Origin of the sequence: Treponema sp. SP13, assembly GCF_050938355.1 — a bacterium.
Taxonomy (GTDB): domain Bacteria; phylum Spirochaetota; class Spirochaetia; order Treponematales; family Treponemataceae; genus Treponema_D; species Treponema_D socranskii.
On record NZ_JADOVM010000005.1, the window covers coordinates 277,245 to 296,682 of the forward strand.

At 47.8% G+C, this 19,438-nt stretch carries 14 protein-coding genes; 10 read left to right on the forward strand and 4 right to left on the reverse strand.

Features of this window, described 5'->3' with window-relative positions; translation table 11 throughout:
• Nucleotides 1-60: 60 nt before the first annotated feature.
• Nucleotides 61-1,362: a phosphopyruvate hydratase gene (gene eno / locus IZU26_RS10750; protein WP_021329707.1), complete on the reverse strand. Its 1,302-nt coding sequence runs from the start codon at nucleotides 1,360-1,362 to the stop codon at nucleotides 61-63.
• Nucleotides 1,363-1,651: 289 nt separating this feature from the next.
• Between eno and htpG the strand changes: the two genes are divergently transcribed.
• From htpG to IZU26_RS10780, 6 genes are all read left to right on the forward strand, one after another.
• Complete coding sequence (gene htpG / locus IZU26_RS10755; protein ID WP_433278969.1) at nucleotides 1,652-3,709, forward strand: molecular chaperone HtpG; 2,058 nt, start codon at nucleotides 1,652-1,654, stop codon at nucleotides 3,707-3,709.
• A gap of 346 nt (nucleotides 3,710-4,055) precedes the next feature.
• On the forward strand, nucleotides 4,056-6,113 hold the full coding sequence (locus tag IZU26_RS10760; RefSeq protein ID WP_433278971.1) for a sigma 54-interacting transcriptional regulator: 2,058 nt from the start codon (nucleotides 4,056-4,058) through the stop codon (nucleotides 6,111-6,113).
• A gap of 197 nt (nucleotides 6,114-6,310) precedes the next feature.
• Entirely contained in the window at nucleotides 6,311-7,495 is a 1,185-nt protein-coding gene (locus IZU26_RS10765; protein ID WP_433278973.1) for a MalY/PatB family protein, read from the forward strand.
• Nucleotides 7,496-7,567: 72 nt separating this feature from the next.
• Complete coding sequence (locus tag IZU26_RS10770; RefSeq protein ID WP_433278975.1) at nucleotides 7,568-8,701, forward strand: M20 metallopeptidase family protein; 1,134 nt, start codon at nucleotides 7,568-7,570, stop codon at nucleotides 8,699-8,701.
• A gap of 9 nt (nucleotides 8,702-8,710) precedes the next feature.
• Complete coding sequence (locus IZU26_RS10775; protein ID WP_433278977.1) at nucleotides 8,711-10,258, forward strand: AbgT family transporter; 1,548 nt, start codon at nucleotides 8,711-8,713, stop codon at nucleotides 10,256-10,258.
• 14 nt (nucleotides 10,259-10,272) lie between these two features.
• Nucleotides 10,273-11,211: a C39 family peptidase gene (locus tag IZU26_RS10780; protein WP_433278979.1), complete on the forward strand. Its 939-nt coding sequence runs from the start codon at nucleotides 10,273-10,275 to the stop codon at nucleotides 11,209-11,211.
• A gap of 151 nt (nucleotides 11,212-11,362) precedes the next feature.
• On the opposite strand, the gene IZU26_RS10785 is transcribed toward IZU26_RS10780, so the two are convergent.
• Together IZU26_RS10785 and IZU26_RS10790 are read right to left on the reverse strand one after the other, a co-directional pair.
• A complete protein-coding gene (locus tag IZU26_RS10785; RefSeq protein WP_021329681.1) occupies nucleotides 11,363-11,926 on the reverse strand; it encodes a hypothetical protein in 564 nt (187 codons plus the stop codon).
• 190 nt (nucleotides 11,927-12,116) lie between these two features.
• Nucleotides 12,117-13,016 carry a M15 family metallopeptidase gene (locus tag IZU26_RS10790; protein WP_433278981.1) on the reverse strand — a complete coding sequence of 300 codons (900 nt, stop codon included), beginning with the start codon at nucleotides 13,014-13,016 and terminating at the stop codon, nucleotides 12,117-12,119.
• Between the two features lie 470 nt (nucleotides 13,017-13,486).
• Between IZU26_RS10790 and IZU26_RS10795 the strand changes: the two genes are divergently transcribed.
• The 3 genes from IZU26_RS10795 to IZU26_RS10805 all read left to right on the forward strand — a co-directional run bounded on the left by IZU26_RS10795 (nucleotide 13,487) and on the right by IZU26_RS10805 (nucleotide 17,304).
• On the forward strand, nucleotides 13,487-15,109 hold the full coding sequence (locus tag IZU26_RS10795; RefSeq protein WP_433278983.1) for an InlB B-repeat-containing protein: 1,623 nt from the start codon (nucleotides 13,487-13,489) through the stop codon (nucleotides 15,107-15,109).
• A 307-nt stretch (nucleotides 15,110-15,416) separates the two neighbouring features.
• Nucleotides 15,417-16,784: an MATE family efflux transporter gene (locus IZU26_RS10800; RefSeq protein ID WP_433278985.1), complete on the forward strand. Its 1,368-nt coding sequence runs from the start codon at nucleotides 15,417-15,419 to the stop codon at nucleotides 16,782-16,784.
• A 19-nt stretch (nucleotides 16,785-16,803) separates the two neighbouring features.
• The gene (locus IZU26_RS10805; protein ID WP_433278987.1) at nucleotides 16,804-17,304 is read left to right on the forward strand and encodes an N-acetyltransferase; all 501 of its coding nucleotides are present in this window, start codon (nucleotides 16,804-16,806) and stop codon (nucleotides 17,302-17,304) included.
• Here the strand turns inward: IZU26_RS10805 and IZU26_RS10810 are convergent.
• A complete protein-coding gene (locus IZU26_RS10810) occupies nucleotides 17,276-18,235 on the reverse strand; it encodes a LysR family transcriptional regulator (protein WP_433278989.1) in 960 nt (319 codons plus the stop codon). The two genes, IZU26_RS10805 and IZU26_RS10810, sit on opposite strands and share 29 nt — an antisense overlap.
• Before the next feature lie 151 nt (nucleotides 18,236-18,386).
• On the opposite strand from IZU26_RS10810, the gene IZU26_RS10815 reads away from it, so the two are divergent.
• Entirely contained in the window at nucleotides 18,387-19,406 is a 1,020-nt protein-coding gene (locus IZU26_RS10815) for a TAXI family TRAP transporter solute-binding subunit (RefSeq protein WP_310822535.1), read from the forward strand.
• Nucleotides 19,407-19,438: the final 32 nt, after the last annotated feature.

Consider the following 19,438-nt stretch of genomic DNA (forward strand, 5'->3'; position numbering starts at 1 on the left):
GGTTACCGAAGTACGGAAGGCGGGTTCTTCCGTTCCGTGTCGTCCGAAAAAATTTGAAAACTATGCGTTGCGTTTTACATTGAACGCGCCGAATCCGGGGTATACCGCGCCGGCTCCGAGATCTTCTTCGATGCGGAGGAGACGGTTGTATTTTGCGACGCGTTCGCTGCGGCTCGGTGCGCCGGTTTTGATTTGGCCTGCGTTGAGCGCGACTGCGAGGTCTGCGATCGTCGTGTCTTCGGTTTCGCCGGAGCGATGCGATATGATTGCCGTAAAGCCCGCTTTGTGCGCCATCTTTACCGCGTCCATCGTTTCGGAGATGGAGCCGATTTGGTTCAGCTTGATGAGGATGGAGTTGCCGCATCCGTTTTGAATGCCTTTGATGAGGCGTTCGGTGTTCGTGACGAACAGGTCATCGCCGACGAGCTGCACGTTTTTGCCGAGTTCTTTTGTCAAATGCTGCCAGCCTTCCCAATCTTCTTCGTCGAGGCCGTCTTCGATGGAGATGATCGGATATTTTTCGACGAGCGATTTCCAGTGCGCGACGAGTTCGCTCGACGTAAACGTTTTGCCGCTTTTGGGCTGTTTGTATTCGCCTTTTTTACCGCCCTTCCATTCGGAAGAAGCCGCGTCCATAGCGAGCAGGAAATCTTTTCCCGGAGCGTAGCCGGCTTTTTTGATCGCTTCGAGGATCGTTTCGATCGTTTCGTCGTCGCTTGCGAGATCGGGCGCAAATCCGCCTTCGTCGCCGACGGCCGTCGCGAGTTTTTTCGATTTTAAAATGGATTGCAATGCGTGGAACACTTCGGTGCACCAGCGGAGTCCTTCTTTAAAAGACGGAGCGCCTGCCGGCATGATCATGAATTCCTGCGTGTCGACGCTGTTCGTCGCGTGTGCGCCGCCGTTTAAGATGTTCATCATCGGGACGGGGAGATTCGTTGCATTGACGCCGCCGAAAAAGCGATAGAGCGGAATGCCGAGAGAAGAGGCCGCCGCGCGCGCGCTTGCAATGGAAACCGCAAGGATCGCGTTTGCGCCGAATTTCGATTTGTCTTTCGTGCCGTCGGCAGCGATCATTGCGCGGTCGATCGCGTAGATATCGGACGCGTCTTTTCCGACGAGCGTTTCGTTGATTGCGCGGTTTACATTTTCCGCGGCTTTTAAAACGCCTTTTCCGCCGAAGCGCTTTGCGTCTCCGTCGCGCAGTTCGAGGGCTTCATAAGTACCCGTCGATGCGCCGCTCGGTACGGCTCCCGTTCCGACCGTTCCGTCGGCAAGCGTTACTTCCGCTTCGACCGTCGGATTTCCGCGCGAGTCGATAATTTCTCTTCCCGTTATCTTTGTTATAAGGCAAGATTTCATACGAACACTCCTTAAAAATGAATTGCGATTGATAAATTCGGTTTGCAGAGTTGCAAGATAGGTTGAACACCGCTTTATTTACTATATATAAAAACGGCGGCGCGTGTCAATGTGCGGGTAAAAAAGTTGCCGGAAGATGAGAAACATAAGCAGCTCATGAAGCGGCTTTCGGTACGGATGTCGTGGGGACGGACATTTTCCTTCTTGCCGAAAGCCGCCGTTTATCAGTACATTAGAAGTAATCTGCGAATTTTCCGCACTATTTTTCAATTTCTAAAAAGAGGCTTATATGGCAACGTATCAATTTCAAACCGAAGTAAATCAGCTTTTAAAACTCATCATCCATTCGATGTATTCGAATAAGGATATTTTCCTCAGGGAAATCGTTTCGAATGCATCGGACGCGCTCGACAAACTCAAATATCTCACCGTATCCGACGACGCGTTCAAAGACGTGCATTTTGCGCCGCGCATCGACATTTCATTCGAAGGCGGGGATGAGGGCAAAGAGAGCGTGCTCACCGTGCAGGATTCCGGCATCGGCATGACCGATAAGGATTTAACCGATAACCTCGGCACGATCGCGCGCAGCGGCACGAAAGCGTTTTTTGAAAAATTGAACGAAGCGGCGTCTAAAGATTCGGCGCTCATCGGGCAGTTCGGCGTCGGCTTTTATGCGGCGTTTATGGCGGCAAAAAAAATCGACGTATACACGCGGAAAGCGGCCGATCCGTCCGGAAAAATTTGGCACTGGTCGAGCGACGGCACGAACTCGTACGATATCGAAGAAGTCGCATGCGACAGCGAAGAGGCGAAAAAATACGGTTTCGATAAAAGCGAAAGCTGCGGTTCCGCCGTTGTCATGCATTTAAACGACGACAGCAAAGAGTACGCGAGCCGCTGGAAGATCGAAGAACTTATTAAAAGATACAGCGATTATATCGCGTTTCCGATCTATCTTCACTATACGCAAAACAAATACGACGACAAGGGTAAGGTTACGTCGAGCGAAAATAAAGTCGATCAGGTAAACAGCGCGAGCGCGGTATGGAAACGATCGAAGAGCGATTTGAAAGAATCGGACTACAACGAATTCTACAAAACGATGAGCCGCGACGGCGACGATCCGCTCATGTACGTCCACACGCACGCCGAAGGTACGCAGGAATATACGACGCTCTTTTACGTTCCGAAAACCGCGCCCTTCGATATGTATCAAGCCGACTACAAAAGCGGCATAAAACTCTACGTCAAGCGTGTGTTTATCACCGACGACGACCGCGAACTGCTTCCGGCATACCTCCGTTTCGTGCGCGGTATCATCGACAGCGAAGATTTGCCGCTCAACGTGAGCCGCGAAATTTTGCAGCAAAATCGCATTCTCGAAACGATTAAATCGCAGTCGGTAAAAAAGCTGCTCGGCGAATTTAAAAAGCTTGCAGACGAAGCCGATAAAGCGCGAAAAAGCGAAAAGCCGACCGATGCCGAAAAAAAAGCGATCGAAAAATGGAATACGTTTATCGCGCAGTTTAACCGTCCGATGATGGAAGGTCTGTACTCGGATTTTGCAAACCGCGCGGAAATTGCGGAAATCGTACGATTTAAAACGACGTACAAGCCGGAAATAAAAGACGGCGCAAGCGATATGGATACTGCGAAAAAAGACGCGGGTGCTTCCGCTCAAAATGCGGCGGACAAAACTGCAGGCGGCGAATGGACGAGTTTTGCGGACTACGTACAGCGCATGAAAAGCGGCCAAAAATCGATTTACTACATTACCGGCACGGACGAAAACAATCTGCGTTCAAGTCCGCTCCTCGAAGCGTATACGAAAAAGGGTTTTGAAGTTTTGATAATCGCAAGCGACATCGCGGACATCGTTATTCCCGCGCTCGGGAAATACAAAGAATTTGAATTGAAAGCGGTGAACAGGGCGGGCAGCGACGATGAACTCGGCGTCGATAAAGCCGAAGCGGAAAAGAAAGAAAAAGAGTTCAAACCGCTCGTCGAAAAAATTAAAGAAGCGCTCGGTGACAACGTCAAAGAAGTAAAGCTCAGCAAGCGCCTTTCGGACAGTCCTTCGTGTATCGTCGTCGACGAAAACGATCCGTCCTTCCAAATGGAGCGCATGATGAAAGCGATGGGACAGACCGGCGTCGACGTAAAGCCTATCCTTGAAGTGAACGGCGATCACCCGATTGTGCAAAAGCTCAAAGACACCGACGACAAAGAACGCATCGCCGATATTTCTTTCGTACTGCTCGATCAAGCGCTGCTCGTGGGCGGTGAAGAGCTGAAAGATCCTGCCGATTTCGTAAAGCGCATGAATAATCTTTTGAGCAAATAGATCGTCCGTTCGTTATGTAATTCACGTTTTCGGGAGAGAACGTGAATTGCAATCGGTAATAGCATTGCGCGTATCGTGTGTGTTTTAAAGATAAAATAAAAATTAAAAAAGTCGTCGTGAAAATGACGGCTTTTTTTGTATATTTTTCGAGATCTTATTTGACGACCTGATATACATAGGTTATACTTAAAAAACAAAACGGTATGTTTTAAACAACACACTGCATTGGGTATCCATAATAAAAATACAGTATTCGAGTAAAAAGGTTGTTCTTATGAAAACAATCGCGGTTATTGCATATGACAAAGTCTCTGCAGATGTGTATGCGGAGCAAGTACGATATTTTATGGGCGCCAAAGCAAGTGTCTTTTCATACAGTACACGAGAATATTTCAACGATATTCGTCCCGCCGACCTGTATTTGATTTCGACCTGCGCGTGTACGGATCTCAACAATTTACAAAAACAGTTGCCTTCAAACGGCGAAGTGACCATTATCCAAGTAACGATACGAAAAGAAAGTTTAAAACAATTATTAAAAATTCCGCAGGGAACAAAAGCGCTTGTCGTCAATCTCAGCCATAAAATGGCGATCGAAACGATGGCTCTGTTTAATCGCTTCGGCATCGACAATATCGAATGTTATCCGTGCAGTCCGAACGAAACGTATAGACCGGACATTACCTTTGCCGTGACGCCCGGCGAAAGCCGTTATGTTCCGAAAGAAGTGACCGATGTTTTGGATATCGGGCCGCGTCTTTTAAGCGGCGACACTGTTGTCGAACTCCTGCTTAAATCCGACTGCGAAGAACTTCTCGAAGAAGAAAAAATCAAAAAATATCTTAAAGACATCGTCGATGATAATTATAATTTCAACCGTATGTTTTATCGTTCCATACGGATGGAAGGACTTTTCGACAATCTTCAAAATATGCTCGATATCGGCATTATCTGCATCGATGCGGAAGGAACGGTATTTTATTTAAATAAAAAAGCGGAGGAAATACTCGCCGTATCGAAAAAGGCGGTTGTCGGCAAAAAATCCGACGGCGTGCTTCCGTTTATTCCGTTCGGTGATTTTTTGGTTTCACAAAAAGCTGTAAAAGAACACATGCTCAAAATACGCAATGTCGATATGACACTCAATATTACGCCGATCGTCAAAGGCAATTCGTTTGTCGGAGCCATGGCGGCGATTCAGCGTTTCAGTGACGAAGAGTACCGCCAGCATAAACTGCGCCGTCAGCTTATGAATAAAGGACATGCGGCAAAATATACGTTCGATTCTATAATCGGAAGCAGTGCCGCCGTGCGTCGTGCAAAGGAAGTTGCCGCGAAAATGGCATGCCGTACCGCTCCCGTTCTTTTAACCGGAGAAAGCGGTACCGGCAAAGAGCTTTTCGCACATGCAATTCATGCGGCATCCGAACGGCACGGATATCCGTTCGTCGCGATCAACTGTGCTGCCATTCCCGACAGCCTTATGGAAAGCGAATTGTTTGGCTATGAAGAAGGCGCTTTTACGGGTGCAAAAAAAGGCGGCAAAATGGGATTTTTCGAATTCGCACACCGCGGTACGCTTTTTCTCGATGAGATCGAAGGCATGAGCAAAGCGCTGCAGCTGAAGCTTTTGCGCGTTATCCAGGAAAAAGAAGTGCTGAGGATCGGCGGCAACAGCGTTATCAACGTCGATGTGCGCATTATTGCCGCAACGAATGAAAATCTCGGCGAATCGGTACGGCTCGGAAGATTCAGAAAAGATTTGTATTACCGGCTGAACGTATTGAGTTTGGAATTGCCGCCTTTGCGCGAGCGGGGAACGGATGTTTTGGAATTGATCGATAATTTTAAAAAACGTCTCCATTCCGATTTTACGCTCGCAAACGAAACGGAGCGGATACTGCTCGATCAAGAATGGGACGGCAATATCCGGCAGTTGAAAAACTGCGTTGAATATCTTGCCTGCTTGAATAAAGCCGAAATCGTACCGGATGATTTGCCGGCGGATTTGCAGATAAAGCGGAAAAAAACGGAAACACTTGAACGCTGCTTTGAAGCACAAGGACGTTCGGAAGTTTCCGTCCTGCACCCTGCTTTTTCGTCCGTATCTTCAGCTCCGCATTTTGAAACCGAGAGCGTCCGCTTTTTTCCTTCCGACGGCTCGGTAAAATACGCACAGCTTTTTTTACTCGAACAAATGAAACGTCGTGCAAAAGAAGGAAAAAGCTGCGGCAGGCGGTTTTTATTGCAGCAAATCAGAGATGCCGGTTATATCGTCGGAGAAAAAGAAGTGCGTGATTTGCTGCAGGATATGGCCGCGAAAAGATTTATCGATGTAAAAAAAGGCAGAAACGGCGCACGGATAACCGAAAACGGGTTAAAATGGTTTAATGTAAACAAATAATGGGGTAAATGGGTTTTTGTACGAAGATACGAAGAGATGCGTCCGTAATGATTTCCTGAATTCCGTAGAATCTCCGTTAAATCTCAAAATACTCTCATAAAAATCATAATTAAAACCAATATCTCTATTATTATTTATTGGCATATAAATTGCATATAGTTAAAAAATCGATACATACCAATATAAGGGAGAACGGAATGATATATGATTTCGATGCGATAACGGACAGAGCGCATACCGATTCCGTAAAATATGACGAAGCCGAAAAAAAATTCGGTACGAAAGATATTATACCGCTGTGGATCGCCGATATGGATTTTCCGACTGCCAGACCGATTATCGATGCGATGGCGGAGCGGAATAAAAACGGGATTTTCGGCTATACGTCACGTCCCGATTCGTATTTTGAATCCGTCCGGGACTGGCAGGCAAAAAGGAACGGGTGGACATTCGATACCGCCCTCGCATCTTTTTGTCCGGGGGTCGTACCCGCTTTAGCCGCCATTGTGGATCGGTTCAGCGGCGAAGGCGACGATATTTTATTTTTGACGCCGGTATATTCGGAATTTTTCAGCGTTACGCAAAACTGCGGCAGAAACCCGCTTACCGTTCCTCTTATTCAAAAAGACGGCGGTGCGGTCGATATCGATTTCGACGCATTCGAAAAAGCGCTGCAAAAAAAGCCTGCGTTATTTATTTTTTGTCATCCTCACAATCCGCTCGGCCGCGTCTGGAAAAAATCCGAACTGCAGAAAATAGCCGAGTTGTGTATCCGCTATAAAGTACCGATCGTATCCGACGAAATTCATGCGGATCTTATGCTGTGGGGGAACAAGCATATTCCCTTAGCTTCCATCAGCTCGGAAATCGCAGCACATACGATTACCTGTACGTCGGCGACAAAAACATTCAACCTTGCAGGCTTGCAGGCATCGACGATTATCTTTCCCGATAAAGCGGCAAAAGAGAAATTCGATGCTTTTTGGCACCGCATAGACGTTCATAGGAACAACTGTTTCAGCGTCGTCGCGGTCGAAGCCGCCTTTCGACACGGTGAAGAATGGCTTGAACAGGTACTGCACTACATTGAAGCCAATATGAAATATGTAAAGGAGTATATCGATACGAATATTTCCTCGATTAAAACCTATATTCCCGAAAGTACGTATTTGATGTGGCTCGACTGCCGCGGACTCGGTTTTACCGGTGATGAACTCGTGGAATTTATGGCGAAAAAAGCGCATTTGGGATTAAACGACGGACGCGCATTCGGTGCCGAAGCCGGATATATGCGGATCAACGTCGCCTGTCCGCGCTCGATATTAACAAAAGCGTTGGCACAGCTCAAAGATGCCGTCGAAAAAAATAATCGGGTATCTTAAAAACCGAAGTTTCGGCGTCTGCGAATCATACGGTGCGGTTTTTCCGCAAAGGAAAATATTATGCTGAAAGGTATGGAAGAATACGTTATCGCACTCAGGCGAAAATTTCACAAAATTCCGGAAATTTCTTTAAAAGAAAAAGAAACTTCCGAATATATCCGGCGCGAACTTGAAACGTTGGGTGTTTCGTATGAATCCGTCGGCGAATACGGTACGGTCGCGAGTATCAAAGGCGATCTGCCCGGCAAGATATATGCGTTCCGATCCGATATCGATGCGCTGCCTATAAACGAAGATACGTCGCTCGAATTTAAATCAGAGCATGAGGGCTGCATGCATGCATGCGGGCACGACGGCCACATCGCAATTCTTTTGACATTTGCACGCGAACTTGCGGCTATGAAATCAGAACTCAAAGGAACCGTTTACCTCTGTTTTCAGCAGGCGGAAGAAATCGGCAAAGGGCATCGGGAGATTATCGACTATCTCAAAACCGTCGGAAAAATTGAAACGATGGTCAGCTCTCATCTTTGGGCGGATATTCCCGTCGGAAAAATATCGCTGCAGGCGGGAGCGGTGATGGCGGGAACGACGAGCTTTCATCTGACCGTAACCGGAAAAAGCTGTCACGGCTCGCGCCCCGATCAAGGTATCGACCCCATCAACGCCGGTGCAATGATCGTCGGAGAAGCATTCCGAATTAAAGACAGGGAATTCAGTCCGCTTCAGCACAATACGCTGAGCTTCGGATTGTTTCACAGCGGTACTGCGACAAATATCATTCCCGATCAGGCGGAACTCGGCGGAACGATGCGTTTTTTTTCGGACGCCGAACGCACGCAATTATTTTCCGTCCTCGACAGAAGCTGCAAAGCGGCGGAAATACTGACCGGTGCAAAGGCGGAATGGAAGCCGCTCGTCGGTCTTCCTCCCGTTGTAAACGATCCGGCAAGTATTGTAAAAGCGCTTCCGTCGGCACAGGCGGTTTTCGGAGATAAAAACGTCATCCGATTTGAAAAGATTATGGGAGCCGATAATTACGGTTGTTATCTGCAGGAGTTTCCGGGCTTCTATGCGTTTATCGGTATCAGAAACGAAGAAAAAGGAATTTGCCACGCACATCACAGCAGTAAATTCGATATGGACGAATCGGCACTGCCGAATGCCGTTCGTTTTTATGTCGATTTTATACGCAAAAATATGTAGGAGGTATCTATGGATACTGCAAATCGGAAAGCCGAAAATAAGCGACAGCTTTCGGGTATGTTGGGTTTTATCGAAAGGGCGGGAAATAAAATTCCGCATCCGATTTATATGTTTATCGTGTTTTTCTTTTTGACGCTGGTTCTTTCGGCGATCTGCGCCGCGGCCGGAGTCAAAGCGGTTAATCCGGTAAACGATAAAGAAGTCGCCGCCGTCAATCTGCTTACGGCGGGAGGTATTGCCGATATTTTGAAAAGCTTTCCGTCGGTGTGGGCAAGTTTCGCTCCGATAGGCGCGGTGTTTATCGCGACATTGGGACTCGGCGTTGCGAACGGCAGCGGATTTTTAAAAGGCATTCTGTCGCTTGCAAGCAATTTCAAATCGAAATTCATCGTAACGATGATCGTCGTTTTGATCGGCATCAACGGAAACCTGATCGGCGACACCGCGTTTGTCGTATTTCCTCCGCTCATTGCGATCCTGTATATAAATTTGAAACGCAATCCGCTGGCGGGACTCTTTACGGCGTATGCATCGGTGGCTTGCGGATTCGGAGCCGCCTTGGTCGTCGGAAACGGAGACGCCATGCTTGCAGGTATGACCGAAGCTGCCGCGCGTTTGGTGGATCCGGCGATGGTCGTTTCACCGGCGAGCGGATATTATTTTATGCTCGTATCGACGATTTTGTTGAGCCCCGCAATCGCATGGGTGTCTATCAAATTCGTAGAGAAAAAACTCGACGACACGGGCATGGGATCCGAATTCGAACTTAAAGAAGAAGAGCATATAAAAGTTTCGCTTTCAGACGTGGAAAATAAAGCAATGAAATCGGCGGCATTGGGGTTGGCGGGGCTGGTTTTGGTTCTCGTTGCCATGGGATTCAAAGGAATGCCCTTTGCGCCGCCCGAAGGAAAATCTTTTGCATTCAGCCCGATGCTCCGAGCCATCCCTGCCGTTATCCTGTTTGTGTTCGCCGTTCCCGGCTACGTATACGGAAAAATTACCGGCTCGATTAAGGAATTTAAAAACATATTCGCTATGATGACGAACGAAATAAAAACGATTGCACCGTTTTTCCTCATTTGTTTTTTTGCGAGCCAATTTATCTCCGTATTTGCAAAGAGCAATTTGGGAACGATCATCGCAATCAAGTGCGGTCTGTTTTTGAAAAACAGCGGCATTCACGGCGTCGGTCTCTTTATCGCCTTCGTATTCCTTATCGCGATCATAAACCTCTTCGTCAGCAGTATGAGCGCGAAATGGGCGGTGCTCTCTACGGTTTTCGTTCCCATGCTTTTGATTGCCGGCATAACTCCTGCAGCAACGCAAATGGCATATCGCATCGGTGACAGCTTGACAAACAATATTACGCCGACGTTCGCATACTTGGGCATTATCCTTACCTATGCGCAAAAATACGATAAACGTGCGCAGACCGGTACGGTTATGGCCTATATGCTGCCGTTTTCAATCGCGTTTACGCTCGTATGGGTTCTTTTACTCGTATTGTGGACTGTTTCCGGTCTGCCGATCGGCCCGGGATATCATGTATTTATGTAGGAGGCATAATAAATATGAAAAAGGTAATCGTATTATTATGTGCCGCATCCCTTGTGTTTGCGGCGGTAACAGGGTGCTCTTCGACGATGTCTGATAACAACGACGATCGATTTCTTCCTGCGGAAGACATCGACCCGAACGGGGGTGCGGATATTCACGGTGCGAATAATCACAAAAAATCGAAATATTGGCTGCATCCCGATTTTTATAATATGGAAAGCGATGACCAGGTAACGATTATATCGCATTTTAAAACCATGCAGCAAACGACCGAATACAGCTGCGGTCCTTCGTGCGTTACGATGGTCCTCATGCATTTGGGCATACCGATGACCGAATGGGAAGCTGCAGTCGGTATGCACTGCAATATGGATGAAGACGATCCGGACGCAAAACCGGGCAGTGCAAACAACTGGTACGAACCCGGTGCAAATGTCGGAAAAATCGTCAAGTTTTTAAAAACGCTTTCCGATGTGAAGATTGTCGAAGCGAATTACAAAGAGCATCCGCAGCCGGACGATTTCGTGACGGAAGAAGATACTAAAAACTTGAAGTATTCTCCGGCTATGGTTGGTAATTATAAAAGATATTTTGAATCCGTATCCCTTTACTCGAGCGAAAATAAAGCGGATACCGATAAATGGGTTACGGATGCAAAAGATTCGTTTTTTGTAAAATGGCTGACCGGTCATTTAAAAGACGGGCATCCGATTATCGCTCATACCAATCTGTGGAACGGGCATTATGTCGTAATTGTCGGCTATGATAACGGCGGAACACCGCAGCTTGGTGATGACGTTTTAATTATTGCCGATCCTTATGATACATGGGATCACTGGCAAGACGGATTTATCGTACTGCCGCTTGAAAAATTTTTTTATGAATGGAATGATTTTAATATTGCGGCGAAACCGTATCAGCTGCAGCCCTTTGTAGTAGTAGGGAAAAAATAAAAAACAAAATTCTTGCACGGTATTGCCGTATCTATTACATAATATTGCAATACCGGCAGAATCGCCGGTACGAACGCTGCGAAGTAACAGTTGATGCGGCAGCGGCGCACACACTGCAGTCACGCTGCCGCCTTTGCATCGATAAATACCGTTATCTGTCGCCGAGTCTGAAGCCGACACCGACGTAGGGCCTGAACGTCAAATACGTCGCCTTTTGTTTTTCGATAACATCATAAAAATCGTATGAGACGTTTACTCCTGCGACAAGCGACGTCGTTTTGCCGAGTCCGAACTGTACACCGCCGGTCGTCCCGACGCCGAGCATCGCGTGTTTAAAATCGGTCGGCAGCTTTGTGTTTACGCCGATTCCCATTTGAACGGAGAAGAGTTTACCGAACGGAATTCTGAACGCGGGGCCGAGATTGAAATCGAGTATACCCCACGTATCGAATAATTTGTTTTTCGGAAAAATCAATGCAGCGTTTCCCCACAATCCGGTAAACGTAGACGTGTAGGTAAAAAACGTAAGGTCGGGTCCGAAGCTGATGTCTTTGTCGTGTAGACTGCCCTCGATCAGAGAGCCGCTGAAATCTTTGATATCCGTCCAATACGACAATTCCATCGTTCCACCGAGCGACAGCGTCGTCTCCGCGGCCGCCAAACCTGACAGGGCGATTCCCGAAACGAGAGCCGCCGCTAAAATCAATTTTTTCATAGTTACCTCCTATAAAAACTTTTGCAGGAAATATCAATTTCCGAAAAAGTTTTTAGCCGTGCGCAAAGGCGCACACGTTCAATAATCGAGTTTGCAAATACAGTGTATTGTACTCATACGATTCTTATCGGAACGATACGTATACACGTCTTCTGCAAACATCCGCGCAAACTCGCACACGTTATGTCTCTTATCGATTCCGGCTGTATGCGATCAGTTCAGGATGATATTCGAAATGCATATTATCCCAAATCGGCCACTTGCCGCCCCAGATAAATCCTTCCGATTCGAATGCTTCGATCACGCCGTCCGGCGGCATCCAGCGTTTTTCGAGCGGAAGTGTCATCCATCCGTCGGGGTCGATATCGCGCCGCCATGCCCAGTAGATGTTCTTTTGTCCCCAGCCGCGCGGCAGGACATCGATTGCGATGCCGTAGCTGTGAAACGAACGAGACGCGCGATCGCCGATTTCCCTCCAGTTGTAGCTGTCGACGCGCGCCAGTTCGTCGATGAAGTGCTGTACGGCGGCATCGGTTTTTGCGCGCTCTCGGATTTTGTTTTCGACGCGCGCAAGCGGTGCAAAAATTCGTTCGTGTGCGTTCGTATATTTGCCGAGAAACGATATGCGCTTTATATGCGCTTCGGTCGATTGCCGCGTTTCACAGTCATAGACTGTATTAAAAAAATAAAGCGATGTGCCGCCCTGACGCGAACGGGTTTCTGCCGAAGAAAAATTACGCAGGCGGCGTAAGTCCTCTTCGGAAAAATTCGCAGGATCGGGAATTTCTTTTGCATAGGGATAGAGGAGCGGCCAGTACGATTCGCGCTCGGTAAGTTTGTCCGCAGGAAGCATTTTGCCGTCCGCCCAATACAATGTCGCCGCTTTGCGGATTGCGCCGCGGTTTTGTACGACATCGATTTTAAAATCCGAGAGTGCGGCGTCGTAGACTGCCGTGAATGAAACATCGGGATAGGCGTGCCTAAGTATAGCGAGCTCTTTCGGTTCGGGCGGAGCGGGGTAAAGAGACACCGCAAAAAATATAAAGAGCAGCGATTCGAAAAAATATTTTAGGCATTTCGATATGTGCATCGGGTACTCCAAAATGCGGTGTTGTAACTTGCGATAATACAGCGAGTTACAACTCGTCAGCATCTCGAAAAAATCGCTAAAGGTGAGTTTTTTGAGATGCCCTATATATGAAAAAAATATAAGGGCGGCAAGTTACGCGTAAAGCTAAACGTCCTCTTGCCGACTTGCGCCGTATACCGTATACTAAGAGTTATGAGAGAGAGCAAAGCAACCGTTCCCGTGCCGTACACGCAAGCGCCCGCATACAGAAATTCCGCTGCAGTCATCGTAGATTGTCTTACAGCAGCGTGCTTGACACGTCTGCGGGGGCGCAGCAAAATTCTCAGCTTCTCAGCTAAGGGCGTTTTCCGCTCATCCGCCGTATATCCGTCCGCACATAAGGGACGTACAACTTACTTTTCGCACTACATGCACGAAAGGCGTACCGTCTTCCGTGCGTTTTTTTATTTTTTCATTAAAAGGAGTTTTCTATGAAAACAAGCAACAACGAAAAAGCGGGTGTCTTTAAGGTTACGGCGCTCGTCGCAGCTGCGCTTTTATTTGCCGGCATGGCGATAAGCTGTTCTAACGGAAGCGATTCCGGCGGAACGTCCGTTACCAAGTATAAAGTAACGCTTGAAAAAGACATCGGCGGCAATGTAACGGTAAATCCTACGCTGCCTGCGGACGGTATGGTAGCCGAAAACACGGAGCTTACCTTTACTGCAGAGCCGGTTGCGGGCTACAAGTTTGTAAAGTGGCAACGTGACGGAACCGATGCCGGTACCGAGACTACGTACAAGTACACGGTAACACAGGCCGTGCAGGTAAAAGCCGTTTTTGCAGAAGACAATCCGGCTCTTATTACCAAGTACACGGTAACGCTTACCTTGCCGGTAAACGGTACGGTAAAGTCCGTTCCCGAAATCCCATCCGATAACCAAGTGCCCAAAGACACCGAGATTACCTTTACGGCGACGCCCGCTTCAGGCTATGCGGTAGACAAATGGACAATTTCGACGGGCACGTTTACCGCGGGCGGGACTGCAGGAAGTGCCACCGCAACGATAAAGGTTACCGCAAACGTAACGGTCGGCGTAACATTTAAAGAAGGCGGCAACACGTCCATAGACGGTGTGTGGAAAATGATTTCGATACAGAAAGGATCGACAATTCAAACCTGTCCCGTAACCGAGGACGGCATTACAACACAGCCGTATTTATGTTTTACGGCAGGAAAGTTCTATTTTGCAAGTGAAATATCGGGTTCGCTTCAGGATGGGCTGTATAAAGACTCAGCGGAAGGAACACCTTTTACCCTCGACGGCGCCAAAATTATGATAGATGGAGAAGAATTTGCTGCATTCGGTTTAAGCGGAAATACTATGACGCTTAACATAGCGGACGGAGACTTCGATACTATGGTGTTAGAAAAGACGGCAAATCCCACCGTGGGACAGGTTTTGGCCGCCTCTGTATTCGTGCAAGTAGAAGATTTTGTGCAATTGCTGGAGTATTACTCGGGCGGAAAATTTTCAACAGAAAAAGTAAACTACATCGAAATAACCGGTGTCATACCGGCAGCCGACTTTAAACCGCACGGTTCTAAACCGAGTAAGTTCAGCACAAGTCTTAAAGCCTGTTCGGACATAAAAATCGCCCTTAAAATCAAAAACTATCCTGCAGGTCTTACCGAAATGTACGGCTGTTTTGAAGACTGTACAAACCTCGTATCGCTTGCCTCCCTTCCTGACGGTCTTGACAATATAAACGGCCTCTTTAAAGGCTGTACAAACCTTACTGGTGTGCCGACTATTCCTGCCGGCGTTACGAATATGCACAGCTGTTTTTACGAATGTACAAGCCTTACCCGTGTACCCGATATCCCTGACAGGGTTACGAATATGAACGGTTGTTTTAAAGGCTGCACAAGTCTTACCGGCGTAAAACTTAAATGCGATTACAATCCCACGCCCCCTGCTTTCGAAGATGCCTTTAAGGCTTGCACTGCTCTCACTGCAGGCAGTATCAAAGTGCCTTCCGGTCAGCTTACAGCATACCGAAATGCTGCCGATGTTATGGGCACCGAAGAGGGAAACTTTGCAGAGGAGTAACTTCACCGACGGGTAATTTCGGCGGTTGACAACTTGATTACCCGTTGAATAAAACATTAAGCTGACCGCCCCCAAGTCGGAAAAACTCCGGCTCTGAGGGCGGTTTTTTTGTGCGCGGGATTACCGGATTACCTTACGAAACAGGTGAAGCTGTGATATAATTCAATTATCGTCTGCGTGTACGAACATCACGTGCCGGAATATAAAACCGGGAAATTCGTTATGCCTGCAATGCCATAGATGAGCACTATAAAGACTATGACACAAGCACTGAAACACAACGGACGGTGAGTGCACGGGGTTGATTATGACCGCATTGTCGGAATTTTACAGTACGCTTTTTACTATTGCGCTTCCGATCGTTTTGCAGAATTTTTTGCAGACCTTTGTCAACATGCTCGACACGGTTATGGTCGGCAGACTCGGTGCAACGGAAATTGCAGCGGCGGGGCTGGGTAATCAGATTTTTTTTATCCTCAATATGATGCTTTTCGGTATTTCAAGCGGCGGCGCCATTTTCGTCGCGCAGTATTGGGGCAAAAAAGATATCGCCGGAATCCGTCGAACGCTCGGGATTACGCTTGCGCTTTCGTTCTCGCTTTCACTCATCTTTACCGCTGCCGCCCTTTTTTTCCCTCGCGAATTGATTTCGCTGTATTCTTCGGATGAGCGCGTCATCGCTCTCGGCGGCCGGTATCTGCGCTGCGTGGCGCCCAGCTATCCGATGCTCGCACTGAGTTTCGCGTTTCAACTCGCCTTCCGCGCAACCGAACACGTACGGCTGCCGACGGTAAGCACAGCAATATCGTTTTTCGTAAACGCCGTTTTCAATTATCTTTTGATTTTCGGCGCCTCCGTTTCCGTTTTCGGAACTGCCCTAACCGTACCGGCGATGGGGGTACAAGGAGCCGCAATCGCGACGGTGCTTTCCCGGTTCGTGGAACTCGCGATCACGGTCGGCTGGTCGTATCGGAAAAAATACGAAGCGTGCGGCCGGTTTGCCGAACTCTTTTCGTTCGATCGTGATTTCCTCGCGCGCTTTGTCAAAATCGCGCTTCCCGTCATCATAAACGAAACGCTGTGGGGCTTGGGGATCACGATGGAAAATTCGATTTTTTCGCATGCGAGCACCGATGCGCTTGCGGCGTTCAATATAACCGGAACGATTTCCCAACTGACGTGGGTATTTTTTATCGGCGTCGGAAACGGCGCGGGCATAATAATCGGTAAAAAAATCGGTGAAAGTGCCGAAGCGGAAGCGCGCCGGTATGCAAACCGATTCGCATGGTTTATGCCCGCGATGGCCGTCCTTATCGGCTCTCTGCTCTTTCCGCTTTCGCTCGCGCTTCCCGTTTTATTCAATGTCGGAACGCATATCATCCGTCAAGCGCGCCTTATGCTGCGCATCCTCATGTGCGTTTATCCGCTGAACGCGTTCAATATGTTTTTTATCGTCGGTATGTGCCGCTCAGGCGGCGACACGATTTACGCCGCAATCAACGACGGCATATGGATGTGGTTCGTTGCGATCCCGATCGCATACACAGCGGCTTTTGTACTGCACGCGGAACCTTACGTTATCTATGCGTGTTTGCAGATTGAACAAATTTTTAAATCCGGTGCGGGTCTGCTCCGGGTGCGCAACGGCAAATGGCTGCACAACGTTACGCGCTAGATTAATAAATAGGGGCAATATGACGATTCGAAACGCTCTGCAAAAAGATTTCGACGATATCCTGCGCATTTATGCGCGCGCCCGCGAGTACATGAAGCACAGCGGAAATCCGACGCAGTGGGGAGAAAACTTTCCGCCGGAGACGTTAATAAACGATGACATACGGGAAAAACGAAATTACGTCGTCGAAGCGGACGGCGGCATACACGGAGTGTTTGCATTTATCCTAGGCGACGATCCGACGTATGCGCGCATCGAAGGCGCGTGGAAAAGCGACGCATCCTACGGCACGATTCACCGCATCGCAAGCGACGGCGAAGTAAAAGGCATTTTTGCCGCGGCGATTGCGTTTTGCAAAACACGCAGTGCTCACCTCAGAATCGACACGCATACCGACAACAAAACGATGCGTCACGCGATCGAAAAAGCGGGATTTAAAGAATGCGGCATCATCTATATAGAAGACGGCAGTCCCCGCATCGCATACGAACTTATGCCTGAGGAAGCGGGTCTTTGGTGAGCGTATGCAGATCGACGGTATGGAAAGCTGCTATCTCTTTTTTAAAGAGATCGATTATATTCTGTTCCGTTGACGATAGCGTTTTCCCTTTTCGCCACGCTGCCGCATAGTGACGAAAGGCAGGCATATTTGCGATTCGATAGTAATGCCTCGATGTATCTTTTGCATGTTCCGAATAAAGGATATCGGGGATAAATCCAACCCCTATGCCGCTCGCGATCATGATATCGACGGTATCCCAGTCAAGCGTTTCATATACGACGTCCGGGGTAAATCCTATTTGTCTGCATATTCGATCCGTAAGCGATGTGATCTTTTGTATTTTTTTCAGCGATACGAACGGCATCTGTTTTATCTGTTCGATATCCAAATACGGCAACCCGTTTCCCGAAATCGGCGTAACGGACGGGATGCGGTTTTGCGGTAGCGCGATCAATATTTCCTCGATACATAAGATTTGATAATCGAGGGCGCCGTTACGCGGTTCAAGCGGCACAAAACAAATATCGAGATCACCGCTTTGCAATTTTTCTTCGAGGCGTATCGAAATATCTTCGACGATTTTATACTGTAGATTTGGAAACAATGCGGTAAAGTGCAGAAGCAATTTCGGCAGATAGTATTTACTGTAAAACGGCGATATGCCGATTTTCAGCGATATCGGTTCGGGGCGGGAAAGTGCGCCGATTTTATGTATCGTTTTGTTTTTTGCTGCGAGGATCGATTTACCGTCCGCATACAGTATTTCGCCTGCCGGAGTCAATTCGAGTTTTTTCGTATTTCGTTTGAACAATGCCGTCGCAAATTCCTTTTCAAGCTTTTTAATGCATTGACTGAGCGCCGGTTGGCTTATATGCAATATTTCTGCAACGGTAGAGTAGTTTTGATAATCCCAAATCGCCGTAAAATATTCAATATCTTTAAAATTCATATAATGATTCCATTGTCCATAATATTTATTTATAGTAGTATTAAAATTATGTATTTGACAAGGGTAAAACTTACACTTTATACTGATTATAGCGCATAATCTATAAGTATAAATTATAATTACAAGGAGGGCCGTTTTACGGTATGAGCGTATGAAATTAAAGCGGATTATTACGATTGCGGCAGCGTTTTGTGCAAGTGCTGTTGTCTTTGGAATGGGTGAGTCGGATTCGGGTAGCGTAAAAAAAGACAAAACCTATCTTACGATGGCGGCGGTCGCATCGAGCTCGGGATTGTTTCCGTACGTCGTTTCAATCGGAAAAGTTATCAACACGTATTGTCCCGAATATTCGATTACCGTTTCGGAATCGGGCGGCAACGTCGATAACACAAAACGTCTTCGTGCGGGTGAAGTAAAAATTGCCAATTCGATTTCAAACACCGATTATGAAAGCTATACCGGTACCGGAAAAACGTTTAACGGTCAACCGTTTAAAGATTTCAGGATTCTTTGGTACTATGAACGATCGCCCATTCAAATTTGTGTCGCAAAGGATACGGGGATCACATCGATTTATGATTTGAATGGAAAAAGCTTCAATCCCGGAGGAACGGGGACTGCGGCGTCCGTCGTTATCCACGCTGCATTCGATGCGCTCGGAATTAAACCGAATTACTTTGAAGCGGGACAGGCGGATGCCGCCGACGCATATTCGAATCGTCAGATCGTCGGTGCAGTGAAAACGGGGCCAGCCCCTGACAGTTATGTCATGCAACTCAATGCGAATCGTCCGATTCGAATTCTTTCCATCTCCGACGCCGATATGAAAAAAATTCTGGCAGCTATCCCGAGCGTCAAAACCGCCGTTGTACCCGCAAATGCTTATGACGGCGTCGATTATGACGCGACCTGTATTTCAACATATCAGGGCATTCAAGTGCGTACGGGATTTTCTCAAGAAGACGGTTATCGTTTTTTTAAGGCGATGTGGGAAGACGGTAAGTCGATTTGGCAGACCGCATATCCGGTCGGCGCCCGCAACGACGTTCCCGAGATGACGCTTCTTGCCGCTTCGACACCGCTTCATCCGGGTACGGTGCAGTATCTTAAGGAAAAAGGATATACGGTGCCGCCTTCTCTGATTCCTCCCGAATATACCGAAAAGAAATAATCGTCATCGTTATACCGTACGATCTCACTGTG